We start from the raw sequence: 15,276 nt of genomic DNA, 5'->3' as shown, positions 1-15,276 counted from the left end.
CCTATTATCATCGAGGAGTATTACCGTGTCCGATAAGGTGCAATACATCAATCCGGAAAACGCCAGCCCCGCGCAAGGACTCTATTCTAACCTGACCAAAGTGAGCGCGGGAGACCTTTATTATATCTCCGGTCAACTTTCAGTAGGTTCCGATGGCGGCGTGGTAGGTAAAAACGATTTTGACGCGCAGTTTGCGCAGGTGTTTGACAATTTAGGCGCGGTGCTGGCAGCGGTAGGCTGCGATTACAACGATGTGGTGAAATTTAATACCTATCTGGTGGCATCCCAGCATATTGACGCTTTTATGAAAAACCGGAAAGAACTGTTTCCAACACTTTTCGCCACGCCGGATTATGCGCCGAATACGCTGCTGGTAGTGGACCGGCTGGTTAAAGAAGAATTCCTCATTGAAGTGGAAGCCGTGGCCCGCGCGCGCGATTAATTAATATAGCGTTTTTATTGTAAGGTAAAATATGAAACTGGTTACGTATCTGCTTTCCGGCGAGAAAAAAATCGGCGTAATTAACACTGCCGGAAAAGTAGTCGATGTCACTGATATTGTTGCTACCAATGATATGAATGTGCTGATTGACAGCTATGCGACATTTGCCGACAGGCTGCAACGCTACAGTGAACGTCCCGATGAGGATGGTCTGGCGCAGGAAGACGTGCGTTTACTGGCGCCGATTCCCTGTACCCGGCGCAATATTTTTTGCGTCGGCAAAAATTACTCGGCCCATGCGCAAGAGTTTGCAAACAGCGGGTTTGATTCGAGCGCCGCGGCGGGAAATGTCCCCGCGCATCCTATTATCTTCAGCAAACCCTCCACCTCGGTCAGTGGCCCCGGCGACGAGGTAGACAGTACGCTCGATCCCTTCCATACCCTCGATTACGAAGCCGAGTTAGCCGTGGTGCTGGGCAAAAAAGGACGCGTGACGCAGAGCGACGATCCCATGTCTTATGTCTTCGGCTACACGCTGGTCAACGACCTCACCTCGCGTCATCTGCAAAAACAGCATAGCCAGTGGCTGCTCGGCAAGGGCATTGACGGATTCTGCCCGATGGGCCCGGTCCTGGTGACTGCCGATGAGTTTGGCGAACCCGGTTCCCAGACAATAGCCTGTACCGTCAACGGCGAAAAACGCCAGGAGGCCGCCATTGCGGATCTTATCTTTGACGTTGCGACCCTAATCAAGACCATTGGACAAAACATTACGCTGCTGCCCGGCGATATTATCGCCACCGGTACGCCTGCTGGTGTTGGAATAGGTTTTACGCCGCCTAGATATTTAAAAAAGGGAGATAAAGTGACGGTGGCAATGAAGGAGATCGGCGAATTAACCAATACGATTATTTGATTTGCAGATAATACATTTTCTCAGGCGTTCACGTTGAAAAATCACCTATTCAGATAACGAGGTTATGATATGGCTAAGATTGTCAGTGCCATCAGTATGTCCCATGTTCCCGGTGCGCTTGGCTGGGCAGACGCGCCCTCCCCCGAGCAGCGAAAACGCCTGGCCGCCATACATGCGCGGTTGAAACACTGTATCGACGATACCAAACCAAATCTGATTATTGCGTTTTTAGACGATCATTTTGAAAACAATTTCCGCAACTTAATGCCGACCCTGGGCGTTCCAGTCAGTGACGCGAATATCGGGCCGGCGGAATATATGATGGAAGCGCTGAAATTCACTACTCAGCACAGCATTGCCAGTAATGCCGGCATTGCGCAAACGTTGCTTGAAAAATTGATTCATGGCGGGTTTGACGCAACACGCATGGGCGCGATTGAATATGGCAATAATCTGATGATGCCCCTGGTCTTCATCAACCCGGAATTCAATATTCCGGTGGTGCCAGTCTATATTAACGTCTTCTCTCCGCCGCTTATGCCGTATTCACGGGCCTACGATCTGGGGTTAAAAGTCCGCGAAATCATCGACACATTGCCTGATGACTATCGTATTCATTTTCTGGCGACAGGCGGGCTTTCGCACTGGCCGCCGGTATGGACTGAAGGCGCGCCGGAAGATGATAAGCTGCTGCAGCGCATGAAGGTGTATCAGACCATCGGTAAGGAAGCGCTGATTGACGACCCGACGCTGTATACCGATTTCGCCCAATATGAAATAGATATGATGAGCAAAATGGAATGGCCGCTCGGTAATAGCCATCCGCTGGTCAATGAAGAATGGGATAGGGAAATGCTGGAGCGCTTTGCCGCGGGTGATGTGGAATATATGCGCGCGCTGACCTATGAGGAAGTGGAGGAGCGCGGCGGACACGGCGGCCATGAGGCGCTCAACTGGGTGGCGCTGATGGGGGCGATGAAAGGCGCGCGCCCTGACTACGTTGCATATGAATCCGTACCGGAATGGATAACGGGAATGAGTTATTTAACTTACCCCGGTCAACAATAAACTTATTTCATACACATTTATCATCGGGAAAAGGAATTTCCTGCGTAAGCTACATTTAAATTAATTAATCTGGTCATAAGGCCATGGGAATATTTTATTCAGCCTGCGGCCAAGCCTTATTTTAAATACTGCCGATTATTGTTTTATTTAAAGATAAATGCGTACTTCATCTGAAAGTTGTAAGACGATGTTTACCAACATGAGTGGAGAAGAACTGCCATGGCACGAATTGCAGTAGTTGGCGCTGGCATGGGCGGGCTGGCCTTTGCCAGCGCCATGAAAAACAGCAAACATGAGGTTATTGTGTATGAGCAGGCCAGAGAACTGGTTGAGCTTGGTGCGGGCATCTCGCTGTGGGCGAACGGCACGCGCCTGTTTGCCGAGCTGGGCATTGCGGCGCGCATGGCGGAATGTTCCTGTGAAACGGAAGCCGCGTTTTTTCGCAATGAAGACGGCAGCGTGGCGGCCTCGCAGTTGCTCGCCCGCGATAACTGGTACAGGAATGAATACGGGCACCCCTACTACGGCGCCTTCCGTACCGACCTGCAGGCGGCCTTGCTTGACGTTATCGGCAAAGAACATATCCGGCTGGGCAAACAGCTTACCCGTCTGGAGGATGCAGGCAGCGAAGCGAAACTTTACTGGGCTGATGGTTCGGTGGCGACGGCGGACCTGGTGGTGGGCGCCGACGGCATTAAATCCGTCGTCCGCAATGCGATCAGTGCCTCCGCCACGCCGGTATTCACCGGCAACAGCGCGTTTCGCGGACTGGCCAAAACCGCCGATCTCGACCTCCTTCCCGAACCGCATTCCTTTACCGACTGGATGGGCGATGGCAAGCACGTACTGAATTTTCCCATCGGGAAAAACTTTGCATATCAGACGATCGTGGTTTTTATGGATGGTCCGGAAATATGGCGGCAGGAAGCCTGGCGGGTCCCCGCCGACGCCGGCGCCATCGCCGGGATGTTTAACGGCTGGCATCCCGCCGTCGGGCAGCTTCTTGAACACGTTAACCTGTCCGAGCGCTGGGGGATGTTCCAGGTCAGCCCGATGGCGGCCTGGTATCGCGGGCGCGCCGTGCTCATCGGCGATGCCGCGCACGGCATGATGCCCCATCACGGCCAGGGCGCGATTTCATCGTTCGAAGATGCCGTCGCCCTCGCACACATCATGAATAATGATGCCCTGGATTCCATCGAATCAAAGCTCGAGAGCTACCAACGCGAACGTAAAGCCCGTGGTGAAAGAATTCAGGCATCGTCGCGCCGGGTGAATGACTGTCTGCATCTTGCGCAGGGACCTGCCCGGGCGGAGCGTGATGCCGTGCTCAACAGTCTTGGCCGGCATTTTTCATGGCTACACGGCTACACGCTGGCCGTGTAACTTTCAGCGCAACGCGCGGCCGCGACGCCGAAGCAGGATACACCGGCGGTTCGCGGCCCTGGCTGGAAGTACCCTGCTTACGCCGTCAGACGGCGAATGGCCGAACAACGCAGCCGCATGGCCTGTTGGGCGATGGCTGAATGCGGGGCCAGCAACTCAAAACCGTGATTGACGCCGGGGTAGAGATGAAATTCCACCGGCACGCCGGCGGCGGCCAGATTTCCCGCCCAGGCCAGGTTCTCCGCGCAAAAGAGATCCAGCTCGCCCACGTCAATATACGTGGGGGCAAGTCCTGTAAAATCGTCCAGCCTGGCCGGGATAATGCGGTTCAGTTGTCCGTCATCCGCTCCGTCCGGTATCCTGGCGCGCCATGCGGTCTGTATTTCGCTGGCGGTGATGGTAAGAAAGGGCGATATTTCCGCTGTCGCATCCGTCGTCCGGTCATCCAGCATGGGGTAAACGAGGATCTGCCCGGCTAAGGCAATGTGTCGATCCCGGGCGAGAATGGCCGCGGACGCCGCGATACCCCCGCCGCCGCTGTCACCCATCAGCACAATACGATCCGGTTCGATGGACAACTGCGCGCTGTTTTCCTGTAGCCAAGCCAGACCGCTAATAATTTGTTCCGCCTGGCTATCCCCCGCTATCTCTGGGGCAAGGTGATAATCCAGCGCCAGAAAACTGACGCCGCTTTGTGCCACATAGTTCGCCACTATTTTATGATAGGCGGCGATATCGGCGGAGACGCCGCCACCGCCATGCACAAAGAGCACCGTGCCGCGCGAGGGCTCGCCCGCGTTCTGATACCAGCGCGCCAGGCGTTTTTCATTACCCATGGGAATGAAAAATTCCCGGGTCTCTATGCCGGTCGCCTCGGGAAAATGGTCGTTAAGCAATGCGTAAAAGGCGTTGCTCTTGTCCCGCCAGCTCAGAACATCGCCGGGTTGAAAGGCGGGAAAACGTGCAAGCTCGGGCTGCAATTGTGCTAAACGTGCCGCAAGTTCACTGTCCATGACATAAGGCATCACATTTCTCCTGAAACCGTTGATTGACGCCGGTCAGTATTCCACACCATACTTTTGTCTGAAATGACATAAAAAGGGCTTTTTAGGACATGACGCGTCGCATTGGTTTTCTGATTTTTCCCGGTTTCAATCTGCTTGACCTCAGCGGGCCGCTCAGCGTGTTCGAGACCGCTAATCTCCACCTGCCGCCAAAGGAACAATTCCAGCTGGATGTGTGCGCCGTGCGGGCCGGGATGTTCGCCAGTTCCAATGGCCTGGCGGTACACGCCAGCGCTGGCGGAGGCAAACGATTCGATACCCTGGTGGTGGTGGGGGGCAGCGGCGTCGGCCGGGCAAGCTGCGATCCCGCGCTATTGGCGTTGCTGCGGGAGGATATTGCCCACCGCTATGTCTCCGTCTGCACCGGCGCTTTTGTGCTGGCGGCGGCGGGCAGGTTGGCAGGAAGAAAGGTGACCACCCACTGGCGCCGGGTGGCGGAACTGCAGCGTCTGGTCCCTGACGCCCGGCTGCTGGCCGACAGTATCGTGGTGCAGGATGATGATATCTGGACGTCGGCCGGAGCCACTGCCGGAATGGATATGGCGCTCGCGCTGGTCGCGGCGGAACACGGCGAGCCGCTGGCGCATCTTATTGCCCGGGAGTTGCTGATCCCCCGCCGTCGTACCCATGGCCAGTTGCAGTTTATGCGCATGCGGGATATTACCCCGCCTTCGCCACGGATCCAGCGGGTGCTGGCGTTTATCAACCGCAATCTTCGGGGTGACCTCTCCGTTACCATGATGGCGGAAGAGGCGCATCTCTCACCGCGCCAGTTTTCCCGGGAATTTGTCGCCAATACCGGTCTTTCCCCGGCGCGGGCCGTGGAGCGCTTGCGGGTGGAGTTTGCCCGCAGCCGGGTGGAAAACAGCAACCAGACGCTGGCGGCCATCGCGCTGGAGGCGGGTTTTAGTGATACTGCATTAATGCGAAAGGCCTTTTTACGCTGCCTTGGATCCACGCCGCAAAGAATGCGCAAGGTGCCATGGTGAATACCGCTTCAGTCAGGTGAAATACAGCGCCGGATGAGCACAAAAGCCCGGCCATACTCTCCCTGGCAGGAAGCATACGTATAAGGGGATTCGGAAATACGCCGCGGCAAAAATAAACGCCGTCAGGATACGATTATAGCCGGTGGTCTACCCTTTATAAGCCGGTAAAGTCCGTATTAGCAGGATGACGCCTTCGAAAGCCACCCTGCTGGAGGATATGAATAGAAGATTAACGTTTAAAATGAAGTCCATTCTTCATTAAGCGCTTTATTCATTGTGCCAGGCTTGGACGGGCTTTTTCTTTTCGCCATCCCCAAGGATTCACCAGCGGCGCTTTCCTGCGCGCGACCCGCTCTGACCTTAAAGATAGCGACCATATCATTGAGATTTCTTGCCTGCTGTTCCAGGGAAATGGCGGCGGCCGAGGATTCCTGAACCAGCGCCGCGTTTTGCTGCGTGGTGGAATCCATCTCCACCATGGCTTTACTGATCTGATCAATGCCGTGGCTTTGTTCGGTTGATGACGTGGCGATTTCATCGATGATTTGGCTGACATGCGTCACCGACTGCACGATATCCCCCATGCTGGATCCCGCATGATTGACCAATTCCGTACCTGAGCTAATGCGCAGCACCGACTCGTTAATCAGGGATTCAATTTCTTTGGCGGCGGTAGCGCTTCGTTGCGCCAGCGTTCTTACCTCGCCGGCCACGACGGCGAATCCCCGTCCCTGCTCGCCTGCCCGCGCCGCTTCGACCGCGGCATTCAAGGCCAGGATGTTGGTTTGGAAAGCGATACTGTTGATGACACCGATAATGTCGGTGATTTTATTTGAACTGTCGGCAATGCCGTTCATGGTCAGCACCACATTGTCGACGATTTCACCGCCTTTGCGCGCGTCGAGGGTGGCGCTGGCGGCCAGTTTATTTGCCTGCAGGGCATTATCCGCATTCAGCCTGACGGTCGAGGTCAGCTCTTCCATACTGGACGCGGTTTCCACTACGGCCGCCGACTGCTGTTCAGTCCTCGAGGCCAGATCCGTATTCCCGGCCGCGATTTGCGAAGACGCGCTGGCAAGATGACCGACGCTTTCACGTATGCCGGTAATCATTTCGCTCAGCCTGGTGTTCATTGCGCCCATGGCGCGCGTAAGCTGGCCAAGTTCATCATTGGAGTGGGATGCGATCTCCGAGGTCAGATCCCCGCGGGCGATGCATTCCGCCATCGCCAGGTTTGCGATGATGGGCCGTGTGATATGGCGGGTAATGAACCAGGCCGCCAATAATCCGACGAAGACCGCGGCTACCGCGAGCGCGGAGATGAGGACGATGGCGTCCGTAATGACTTTTTCATTATCATAATCCTGTGCTTCAATGAGATCGCTTGTCGCACTGTTAAGTTCATCGGCAACACTGCTCATGCTGTCGGAGGATTTTTGACTTGCCAGCGCTGCCGAAAAGTAAGTGTCGGTACTGGACTTGATTTTTTGGAAATAGGCCCACACGGGAATGACTACCGCTTTTTCCGTGTCGGGAAGCTGCGTAATGCTGGCGGAATACAGGGTTTCGGCATCATGGTACGACTTATTAAAAGCCGCAAATGCGTTATCGGTATGCTGGGTTATCAGTGTATTCGCGGCATCACGCAGGTCGTCGAGCGACAGCGAAATGTTAAAGAGCGTTGCCCGGATACCAAGGTCAACGGCGGGATCCTGCATTTTTCTCTGCAGCTCAATCAAAAAGCTCTGTCCATTATCCTGCGTGATTTCTTTGGCAAGTGCATTACTGTGAACAATATTAGCGAAAAACACATCACGTAACTGCTTATAAAGCTTTATCTTTTCAGTTAAGATTTCAAATTTATTTTTTGCATTGCCCTGCCAATGAGAGACGTCTTCTTTTTCGATTAAGGCTTGCATACTGCTTAACGCTTCGCCATTGGCTTTGATCATCTGCTCATCCCCCGTTTGCATATACAACAGGCGATTCCTTCGGGCCAACTCAAGCAAATCGCCAATTTTGTTGGTGTGGTTTGTCCTGACCGCATTACGTTGAATCACATCTAAAGAGTAAATACTGTAGAACGACATGCCAATGATAATGACAATTAACGCTATAAACCCAGTAAAAAGTTTCTTGCCTATGGAAAAATCCCGAAACATCAATCTGCCGCTAATCATGTGTAAGCCTTTGTTAACATATGGATATGCTTTTTAGAATAATATTTAAGTATTCCAAAATGATAATATTTTCACGCTAAAAAGCTTATCGGCACCGAAAGGGCTTTTCTTAAGATTAAATTAATAAACAGAGTATAAATAATAACCACATGATTTGCATGAAATAAATATTTTTTATTTACCTTAAAGCCAAAAAAACGCAGCAATTGTGCCTTTAATGAGGTTTTTCAGCATGGAAAATAAATAAATTTAAATTCCCTATCCGCAATTTTAGCTGCCATACCCTCCTGTTATTCACTTAACCGAAATAAGCAAAAAAAAATCCTGACCAAGATAAAACAAACAACGAAAATCAGGGTGTTCACCGCTTTTTGATGTGATGTAAAGAAAACCCGGTCGTAATGAATCCAGGATTTTAAAATAATCATCTATCCAAAAAAAGAACAAGCGTAAATATCCCATGGATTAAAGCTAAGCACCGCCAAAGTTAACCAGCAAGAACCTATTCCAGGTGGTCTCATTGCCTTTTTACCCTGGATGACTTTCCGCCAAAAGCGGCGCAATAACAGGCCCTGGCATCCCGTTGAACGCCAGGGCGTTTTTTATGGCCGGCATAACGGGATAGTGTCAAAATCCCTATTGCACGACATTATATGCCCGCATACCACTCATAGCCGCGATCTTCCCAGTAGCCGCCTTTTCCGCTGCCCAGAGCATCAAACGCGGTAACGACTTCGATGCGCATCAGATACTTCGCATGCTTATAGCCGAGCTGTCTTTCAACCCGCAGACGCAGCGGCGCGCCATGGGCCACGGGCAGATCCCCGCCGTTCATGCCATAGGCCAGGAGAGTCTGGGGGTGGTAGGCATCGAGCAAATCGATACTTTCATAATAGCGGCCGCTGCCATCCAGCGTCCTCTCCAGCTCGTCCGCGCAATGGAACACCACGTAGCGGGCGCCCGGTTTCACTCCCGCCGCATCCAGCACCCGCCCCAGCGGAACGCCTTGCCATTTGCCGATGGCGCTCCATCCCTCGACGCAATCGTGCCGGGTGATCTGGGTACGGGCCGGAAACCGTTTCAGGTCGGACAGCGACAGGCTCAGCGGTTGCCGCACCAGCCCATCCACCTGCAGACGCCAGTCGGCAAAGCCGCGCTCCAGCAAGCGGGCATAGTCCTCCGAGTCCGGCATCTGCGTTCCATTGGCGCGAAAGACCGGCGACAGGTCGGCCTCAGTGTATTCCCGTGCCAGCGATTGACGCCCGAGCAGCATGCGTTGGCTGCCCATGGTCAGCTTTTCCACCTTATCCAGCCACGCGGTCACTTGCGCGTTCTGCGTCAGGCCATCGCACCCGGTGAGCAATGTCCCCCCCGCCCCGGCGAGCAGGCCGGCCAGGAGACGCCGGCGTGAAAACTGAGGTTTCATGGCTTGTCTCCTGTTTCGTCAATGGCGTATCGGCCGCTAATCATCGAGCGCAGATTGTTCCAAAGGCCCGAGGCGACCACCATCGCCACATGCACGATGACGAACAGCACCAGGAAAGACGCGGTGAGGAAGTGCAGCGTGCGCGCCGAAGGACGTCCGCCGAACAGATCCGGCAGGAATGGAAACACGGCGTTGAGACCCGGCGACATCGCCAGTCCGGTCAACACCATAAGCGGGATCGCGCCGCCGACGACCGTCAGATAGGCCAGCTTTTGCAATGCGTTGTAGCGCCGCGCCGCTTCCCCCCTGGCGAAGCGCAGGCGCGCGTGGTCGATCACTTCCCGCCACAAATGGCGTAATGACAGCTGAGCCCTGGTAGGCAACAGGTCCCGCCGTAGGTGGCCGCGCCATAGCCCATGCGCCAGGTAGACCAGGCCATTAATGACCAGCAGCCAGGCGAAGAAAAAATGCCAATGCCGTCCGGCGCCCAGATCGTGATAGGACGGTAGGGTAAGCCAGGGCGGGAATGCGCGTGCGGCCGCGGCGCCGTCTTCGCTGGAAACGCCGAGAAAGCCGGTGGTTTCGATGCCCAGCGGGCCGATTTGGATATAGCCGCGCGATGTATCGCCCAGTTGCCTGGCGCCAATGGCGATAAACGCCCGATCCGCGTCGGCGCCGTATTGCCCCCAGTAGAGCCGGGGATGGGCATTAAAAATCTGCAATCCGCTCAGTAACAGAATCGACAGGCAGAGGACGTTCACCCAATGCGTAATGCGTACAGGCAATGAGTGCCGCTTAACGAGCCGGCGGCGCCCAGGCGGGGCTGATGGGGTCGGCGCGCTTGATGTATCAGGTTTGTTCATGACAGGCTCCTTGACCGGCTGGCCGACACCGCCAGCCGGCGGGGGTGATTGATTACATCGGGGGAACAACGCCGTTTTTGCCGACGATAAGATTACCGGCGGAAAGCTCGCCGTCCGCGCCCTTCTCTGCGCTGACGAAAACCACCGAGCCGGGCTTCACATCCTCAGGTGTGGCCGGCGCCAGCGTGACGACCGGCGTGCCTTGCGCAATGGAAATCTTTTTTTCCCGGCCGTGATAGCTGACCGTAACGTCGCTGCTGCCCACCGACTTGACCGCATCGGCCACGGTGGCATTGGTCATCGTGCTGTTGGGCTTCAGATCCCAGCCGAAACTGCCTTCCGCCGCGCCTTTCAGCTGGGGCGGGAAGATCAGCACTTCCAGCGCCCCGTCGCCTCCCGCCGATGTGGGGAGCGACGCGATGCCGACGTAGTCGCCCGGCTTAATGTCGGCGATACCGGCCTTGGCTACCGCCGAGACCCTCCAGCCGGGTTTCAGGGTGACCATGACGGCTTGGCCCTCGCGCGACGTCACCTGGAGCCGGTCACCCGTCAGGGCGGCGACGGTACCCCGTACCCTGACGCTGTTATCGGCGGCGGCAGCCGGCGTCAGAGCGCTGGACATAAGGAGCGCGCCGGTCAGGCCGAGGGCCAGGAAGCGGGTTATTCTTGGAACAGTCATGTTGAATCTCCTGAGCGATGCGGGCACCGCGATAGATTGATATGGCGCATTAAAAAGAAAAACCGTCGCAGGCGGCGCCTGGAAAGCCTGCGACGTGATAACAAACCCCGGTTGGCGGGTATGCACCCGCGACAGCGTAATCAACCTACTAGTTGGTAGGCTTACTGCAGCGCAAAAAACCCCCGGCCACCCCGTTCCGCTGGAGCGGATCAGGCTGACGCGGTCAAATGATGGATCGTAGGCTGGATAATGGACTGAAAAGTTTGCGGATTGCCATAGGCCCGGGCGGCCAGCATCGCGCCGTGGACCGTGGCCATGAAAGCGCCGGCCTCGACGGCCGCACTGGCGCGCAGGTGGAATTGCCCCTGGGCCGCGCCGTTCTGGAGCAGCGACGCGAGCCAGTCAGACTGATCCTGAAAATGCCCGCGGACTTCATCCGCCACCCGGACCGGGATCGTCAGCAGTTCGGCGGCCAGCATCGCGCAAATGCAAAAAGAAGACGTACCATCGCGAATGCAGGTGATCCAGTAATCGGCATAGGCGTTAAGCTCCGCCAGCGGGTCGGCGAGCTGGCTATCAAGGGCCGCCATGCCTGCCCGCGCCTCTTCCCGATACAGGGCGACCACGGTTCTGACCAGTTCTTCCTTGCTGGGGAAATGATGATGGATGCTGGCCTTGCTGATGTGTACCCGGGCGGAAATATCAGCATAGCTGAAGCTGTTATAGCCGCCGGCGGCCAGCAGTAACCGCGCATGGGCGGCGATTTCCGCGGCCTTGGGAGAAAGCTCTGCGTTCATGATAAAAGTCCATCGACCAAACAAAGGGGGTGCGGCGAATGCTGCTTTACCGGCATTGCGGCCCCCGCAATAATGCGGGCGGGGCCCGACACAGGAAAGCCAGAACGCCATCGCGTGCAATCACCCTACTAGTTGGTAGCCTGGCTGTCAAGAGATCGATCACGCAGGGGCGGCCGGCTATATCCATGACGGCTGCCCGGCCGGAGCCTTTTAGCCCGGTTGCCCTTCCTTATGAAAATGCTGCACCAGCATATCGATGAACAGGCGTACCTTCGCCGCCAGATGTCTCCTGTCGGGATAAATGGCATGGATGGGTATCTCGCTGCCCTGGTATTGCGGGAATAATTTTACCAGCCGGTTTTTCCTCGCGTCATCCTCAGCCAGAAAGGACGGCAGGTAGGCAATGCCCATGCCTTCTACCGCGGCGTCCTTGATGGCCTCGCCGCTGTCAAAACGCAGGCGGCGGCGGCCGTCGATAAGGACCGGCGTCCCATCGGGCCCGGCCAGAGGCCAGGCGCCCGATGCGGAATGAAGGCCGTAGATAAGCCGCTGATGGCCGCTGAGGTCCGCTATGTTTTCTGGCGTGCCATAGCCTTGCAGATAGGCCGGCGCGGCATAAAGACAGGGACGGTATTTCGCAATCAGCCGGGCGACCATCAGCGAGTCGACGGGCATATCGCCCATGCGGATACCGAGATCGAACCCCTCTTCCACCAGGTCGACGACCCTGTCCGTAAAGCTGACCTCGACTTCCAGCTCCGGCCATGTTTTCAGGAATTGATTCAGCAACGGCAGGATAACTATCCTTCCGAAGGCCGCGGTCACGGTGAGGCGCAGCGTACCCCTGGGTTGCAGGCGGCCCTGCCTGACGCTGTGCTCGGCCTCGTCCAGATCGGACAGTATCTGCACGCAGCGCTCGTAAAAATTTTGCCCATCGGTTGTCAGCGACACCCTGCGGGTGGTGCGGTGCAGCAAGCGCGTACCCAGGTAGGCTTCCAGCCGTGCCAGCGACTTTCCGGCCGCGGAGCGGGTCAATCCCATGATTTTGCCGCCGGCGACAAAGCTGCCTGACTCGGCGATGGCCACAAAGGCACGCATGGTGTTGAGTTCAATTCCCCCGCCGCCATGCTGGCCGGCCGCGACGTGACGGACACTCACTGTAGAATCCTTTTCCCGAATGGTTGCGATAGAGTGATTGTGTAGAAACTTATTCACCCAGAAGGATATGCAATGTTACCTGTAAATGCCAGAAAAACGCTGGATGGCTGGATACAAGCGGCACTGCCTGTGGTCCAGAAAATGAATGGCCAGAGCGAGGCCGGATGGCCCGAGGCGCGCGCGGCCTATACGGCTGGACTGGAAAGGTTATTCCCGGCGCCTGGCGGGGTGTCGTTTACCCCTGTTGATTTGGGCGGCGTCGCCGCGCTGCGGGTCACGCCGGAAAATGTGCTGGAGGACCGCGTGCTGTTCTATATACACGGGGGCGGCTATGTCCATGGCGGGATAAACGCCTACCGCGGCCTGGCCGGAAAATATGCCGCGCTGCTGCGCGCCAGCGTCTATGTGCCCGATTACCGGCAAGCCCCGGAGCACCCGTTCCCGGTACCGATTGAAGATACTTTTACCGCCTATCGCGCGCTGCTTGATAACGGCGTCGACCCGCGTTCCCTGGCGATATCCGGTGATTCGGCCGGCGGAGCGATGGTGGTGACCATTATGAGAAAAGCCAGGGACGCCGGCGTGCCCCTACCCGCCGCCGCCGTCGCCCTTTCACCCTGGGCGGATCTCACGCACAGCGGAAATTCGGCAACCGTCAGGGACGGTATCGATCCGCTGTGCAGCACGGCGTTTCTTAACCAACTGGCCCGTATATTCCTGGCCGGAGAATTGCCGACTCACCCTGATGCCTCGCCGATCTTCGCCGATGTCCGGGGGATTGCGCCCACCCTGATCCAAATTGGCGAAAATGAGGTCATGCTGAGCGGGGCCCTCCGCCTTGCGGCCCATCTCGGGGAAAGCCGGGTACGGACATCACTTGAGGTCTGGCCCGGCATGTTCCATGTCTGGCATTTGTTCTCCGGGGTTCTCCCCGAAGCCGACCAGGCGCTGCGTAATGCGGTGAGGTTTTTGGACGATGCCCTCCCCGCCGCGCCAGGCAATCCGTAAGCCCGCAACGCCGCATCGGTGGTGCGGCGTTTTCACCTACGCGACGCGGCACAGCGGCTATCAGGCCGCCGGGCGGCCCCCGTCACGCTCAGTGGGCAGGTTGCTGGCCGCTGGACGACTGGCGTCCGCTTATTTTTTCCACAGTTTTTTACTGGCGAGGTCGGCGCCCGCGCGCAGGGCGCGGAATTTTTCCCGCACCACCGTGGGATGCACTTCCGTGCGATAGGTGGCCTGCGAAGAGAAACCGCAGTCGGCGCCGGCAATAACATTGTCGCGACCTACCCGTTCGGCAAAGCGGACCAGGCGTTCGGCAATCAGTTCCGGATGTTCCACGGTGTTGCTGGCATGGCATATCACGCCCGGGATCAACCGCTTGCCCGCCGGCAGCGTAATCTCTTCCCAGAGGTGGTATTCATGTTCGTGGCGTACATTGCCCGCCTCGAAGGAATAATCCGATGCGTTAATATTGAGCATATAGCGCACAAACTCCACGAAGGGCACATCGTGAATGCGCGGACCTTCGTTAATGCTGTAGCAGGTATGGTAGCGAATTCTTTCCTGCGGCAGGCCCCGCAGCGCATGATTCAGGATCTCGACATACTCACCCGCTTTGCGGTGAATCGCCGCATTGTCCAGGGCGCGATCGGCAAACAGATCGGGCAGGAACGGATCGTCGATTTGCAGGCTGAATCCCGCGTCAATCACCGCTTTATACTCGACGCGCAGCGCCTCGGCCACCGCCGAGAGATACTCGCCTTCGCTGGCATAAAACGCATTGCTGCCCACGCCGGTCGGCGCCACCGACGGGACAAACGCCGAATGGGCGCTCACTTTACCCAATGCGGCCGCCAGGTTGGCCAGGTCGCGCTGCAATTGCGCCGTGCCGTGATAGGCGATAGGTCCGGTGCAGGCCACCGGGACGAATGGCACCAGGTTGCCGCCGAGCATCGCTTCGCCGAAATAGTGCTGATAATAATCGGGAAACGCCTCGATCTCCGCGTCAAAAGCCGTATAGCGTTGCCCGGGGCGCGCAGAGAAGCCGCTCATGCGATCGCGGACATAGGCAAAGAAACCGACTTTGGATTGTTCACCGTCGGTAACGATATCAATGCCGTCATCGACCTGTTGCTGAACCGACTCGATCACCGCGTCTTTAATGCAGCGGTCCAGCTCCGCCTGATTATCCGCGCCGTCAATATTCGCCTTCATCAGATCCAGCAATTTCACGGGCCGTGGGAGACTGCCGACATGGGTGGTTAAAATACGATCAGAGCCTTGCAGTGTGGACATTATTACCCTT

The 15,276-nt window shown here is 56.6% G+C and carries 14 protein-coding genes; 6 read left to right on the top strand and 8 right to left on the bottom strand.

The genetic code is table 11. From position 1 onward, the window contains the following. Nucleotides 1-25 precede the first annotated feature (25 nt). From ACL2XN_RS03955 to ACL2XN_RS03940, 4 genes are all read left to right on the top strand, one after another. The gene (locus tag ACL2XN_RS03955) at nucleotides 26-442 is read left to right on the top strand and encodes a RidA family protein (protein ID WP_413730335.1); all 417 of its coding nucleotides are present in this window, start codon (nucleotides 26-28) and stop codon (nucleotides 440-442) included. 31 nt (nucleotides 443-473) lie between these two features. Further along, nucleotides 474-1,358 (top strand): fumarylacetoacetate hydrolase family protein, encoded by an 885-nt coding sequence (locus ACL2XN_RS03950; protein ID WP_410014777.1) that lies wholly within the window; start codon nucleotides 474-476, stop codon nucleotides 1,356-1,358. Nucleotides 1,359-1,427: 69 nt separating this feature from the next. Next, nucleotides 1,428-2,426 (top strand): extradiol dioxygenase, encoded by a 999-nt coding sequence (locus ACL2XN_RS03945; RefSeq protein ID WP_410014776.1) that lies wholly within the window; start codon nucleotides 1,428-1,430, stop codon nucleotides 2,424-2,426. A 219-nt stretch (nucleotides 2,427-2,645) separates the two neighbouring features. Continuing rightward, complete coding sequence (locus ACL2XN_RS03940; protein WP_413730334.1) at nucleotides 2,646-3,812, top strand: FAD-dependent oxidoreductase; 1,167 nt, start codon at nucleotides 2,646-2,648, stop codon at nucleotides 3,810-3,812. A gap of 77 nt (nucleotides 3,813-3,889) precedes the next feature. Here the strand turns inward: ACL2XN_RS03940 and ACL2XN_RS03935 are convergent, their stop codons facing one another. Further along, nucleotides 3,890-4,837, bottom strand: coding sequence for an alpha/beta hydrolase fold domain-containing protein (locus ACL2XN_RS03935; protein ID WP_413728215.1), 948 nt, complete (start codon nucleotides 4,835-4,837; stop codon nucleotides 3,890-3,892). An 89-nt stretch (nucleotides 4,838-4,926) separates the two neighbouring features. Between ACL2XN_RS03935 and ACL2XN_RS03930 the strand changes: the two genes are divergently transcribed. Further along, entirely contained in the window at nucleotides 4,927-5,865 is a 939-nt protein-coding gene (locus ACL2XN_RS03930) for a GlxA family transcriptional regulator (RefSeq protein ID WP_410014773.1), read from the top strand. 236 nt (nucleotides 5,866-6,101) lie between these two features. Here the strand turns inward: ACL2XN_RS03930 and ACL2XN_RS03925 are convergent, their stop codons facing one another. The 6 genes from ACL2XN_RS03925 to ACL2XN_RS03900 all read right to left on the bottom strand — a co-directional run bounded on the left by ACL2XN_RS03925 (nucleotide 6,102) and on the right by ACL2XN_RS03900 (nucleotide 12,968). Further along, nucleotides 6,102-8,045, bottom strand: coding sequence for a methyl-accepting chemotaxis protein (locus ACL2XN_RS03925; RefSeq protein WP_413730333.1), 1,944 nt, complete (start codon nucleotides 8,043-8,045; stop codon nucleotides 6,102-6,104). A gap of 649 nt (nucleotides 8,046-8,694) precedes the next feature. Beyond that, a complete protein-coding gene (locus ACL2XN_RS03920; RefSeq protein ID WP_410014770.1) occupies nucleotides 8,695-9,471 on the bottom strand; it encodes a molybdopterin-binding protein in 777 nt (258 codons plus the stop codon). Continuing rightward, nucleotides 9,468-10,334: a cytochrome b/b6 domain-containing protein gene (locus tag ACL2XN_RS03915; protein WP_413730332.1), complete on the bottom strand. Its 867-nt coding sequence runs from the start codon at nucleotides 10,332-10,334 to the stop codon at nucleotides 9,468-9,470. The genes ACL2XN_RS03920 and ACL2XN_RS03915 overlap by 4 nt, the downstream gene beginning before the upstream one ends. A gap of 52 nt (nucleotides 10,335-10,386) precedes the next feature. After that, nucleotides 10,387-11,013 carry a hypothetical protein gene (locus ACL2XN_RS03910; RefSeq protein ID WP_410014768.1) on the bottom strand — a complete coding sequence of 209 codons (627 nt, stop codon included), beginning with the start codon at nucleotides 11,011-11,013 and terminating at the stop codon, nucleotides 10,387-10,389. Between the two features lie 209 nt (nucleotides 11,014-11,222). Continuing rightward, nucleotides 11,223-11,810, bottom strand: a complete 588-nt coding sequence (locus tag ACL2XN_RS03905; protein WP_410014767.1) for a TetR/AcrR family transcriptional regulator — start codon at nucleotides 11,808-11,810, stop codon at nucleotides 11,223-11,225. A gap of 210 nt (nucleotides 11,811-12,020) precedes the next feature. Next, a complete protein-coding gene (locus tag ACL2XN_RS03900; RefSeq protein ID WP_410014766.1) occupies nucleotides 12,021-12,968 on the bottom strand; it encodes a LysR family transcriptional regulator in 948 nt (315 codons plus the stop codon). 72 nt (nucleotides 12,969-13,040) lie between these two features. Between ACL2XN_RS03900 and ACL2XN_RS03895 the strand changes: the two genes are divergently transcribed. Further along, a complete protein-coding gene (locus ACL2XN_RS03895; protein ID WP_413722994.1) occupies nucleotides 13,041-13,976 on the top strand; it encodes an alpha/beta hydrolase in 936 nt (311 codons plus the stop codon). 129 nt (nucleotides 13,977-14,105) lie between these two features. Here ACL2XN_RS03895 and ACL2XN_RS03890 read toward each other — a convergent pair whose 3' ends face one another. Continuing rightward, nucleotides 14,106-15,266, bottom strand: a complete 1,161-nt coding sequence (locus tag ACL2XN_RS03890) for a cobalamin-independent methionine synthase II family protein (RefSeq protein WP_413722995.1) — start codon at nucleotides 15,264-15,266, stop codon at nucleotides 14,106-14,108. Nucleotides 15,267-15,276: the final 10 nt, after the last annotated feature.

Origin of the sequence: Sodalis sp. RH22 (assembly GCF_047324165.1) — a bacterium.
Classification (GTDB): Bacteria; Pseudomonadota; Gammaproteobacteria; order Enterobacterales; family Enterobacteriaceae; genus Acerihabitans.
The sequence above is the reverse complement of the archived record's forward strand: the minus strand, read 5'-3'. Positions and strand labels throughout refer to the sequence as shown.

Excerpts from the sequence above, each read along its gene's own strand:
- ACL2XN_RS03950 (WP_410014777.1), top strand. The coding sequence starts at position 474 with ATGAAACTGGTTACGTATCTGCTTTCCGGCGAGAAAAAAATCGGCGTA.
- ACL2XN_RS03945 (WP_410014776.1), top strand. The coding sequence starts at position 1,428 with ATGGCTAAGATTGTCAGTGCCATCAGTATGTCCCATGTTCCCGGTGCG.
- ACL2XN_RS03940 (WP_413730334.1), top strand. The coding sequence starts at position 2,646 with ATGGCACGAATTGCAGTAGTTGGCGCTGGCATGGGCGGGCTGGCCTTT.
- ACL2XN_RS03935 (WP_413728215.1), bottom strand. The coding sequence starts at position 4,837 with ATGCCTTATGTCATGGACAGTGAACTTGCGGCACGTTTAGCACAATTG.
- ACL2XN_RS03930 (WP_410014773.1), top strand. The coding sequence starts at position 4,927 with ATGACGCGTCGCATTGGTTTTCTGATTTTTCCCGGTTTCAATCTGCTT.
- ACL2XN_RS03925 (WP_413730333.1), bottom strand. The coding sequence starts at position 8,045 with ATGATTAGCGGCAGATTGATGTTTCGGGATTTTTCCATAGGCAAGAAA.
- ACL2XN_RS03920 (WP_410014770.1), bottom strand. The coding sequence starts at position 9,471 with ATGAAACCTCAGTTTTCACGCCGGCGTCTCCTGGCCGGCCTGCTCGCC.
- ACL2XN_RS03915 (WP_413730332.1), bottom strand. The coding sequence starts at position 10,334 with ATGAACAAACCTGATACATCAAGCGCGCCGACCCCATCAGCCCCGCCT.
- ACL2XN_RS03910 (WP_410014768.1), bottom strand. The coding sequence starts at position 11,013 with ATGACTGTTCCAAGAATAACCCGCTTCCTGGCCCTCGGCCTGACCGGC.
- ACL2XN_RS03905 (WP_410014767.1), bottom strand. The coding sequence starts at position 11,810 with ATGAACGCAGAGCTTTCTCCCAAGGCCGCGGAAATCGCCGCCCATGCG.
- ACL2XN_RS03895 (WP_413722994.1), top strand. The coding sequence starts at position 13,041 with ATGTTACCTGTAAATGCCAGAAAAACGCTGGATGGCTGGATACAAGCG.
- ACL2XN_RS03890 (WP_413722995.1), bottom strand. The coding sequence starts at position 15,266 with ATGTCCACACTGCAAGGCTCTGATCGTATTTTAACCACCCATGTCGGC.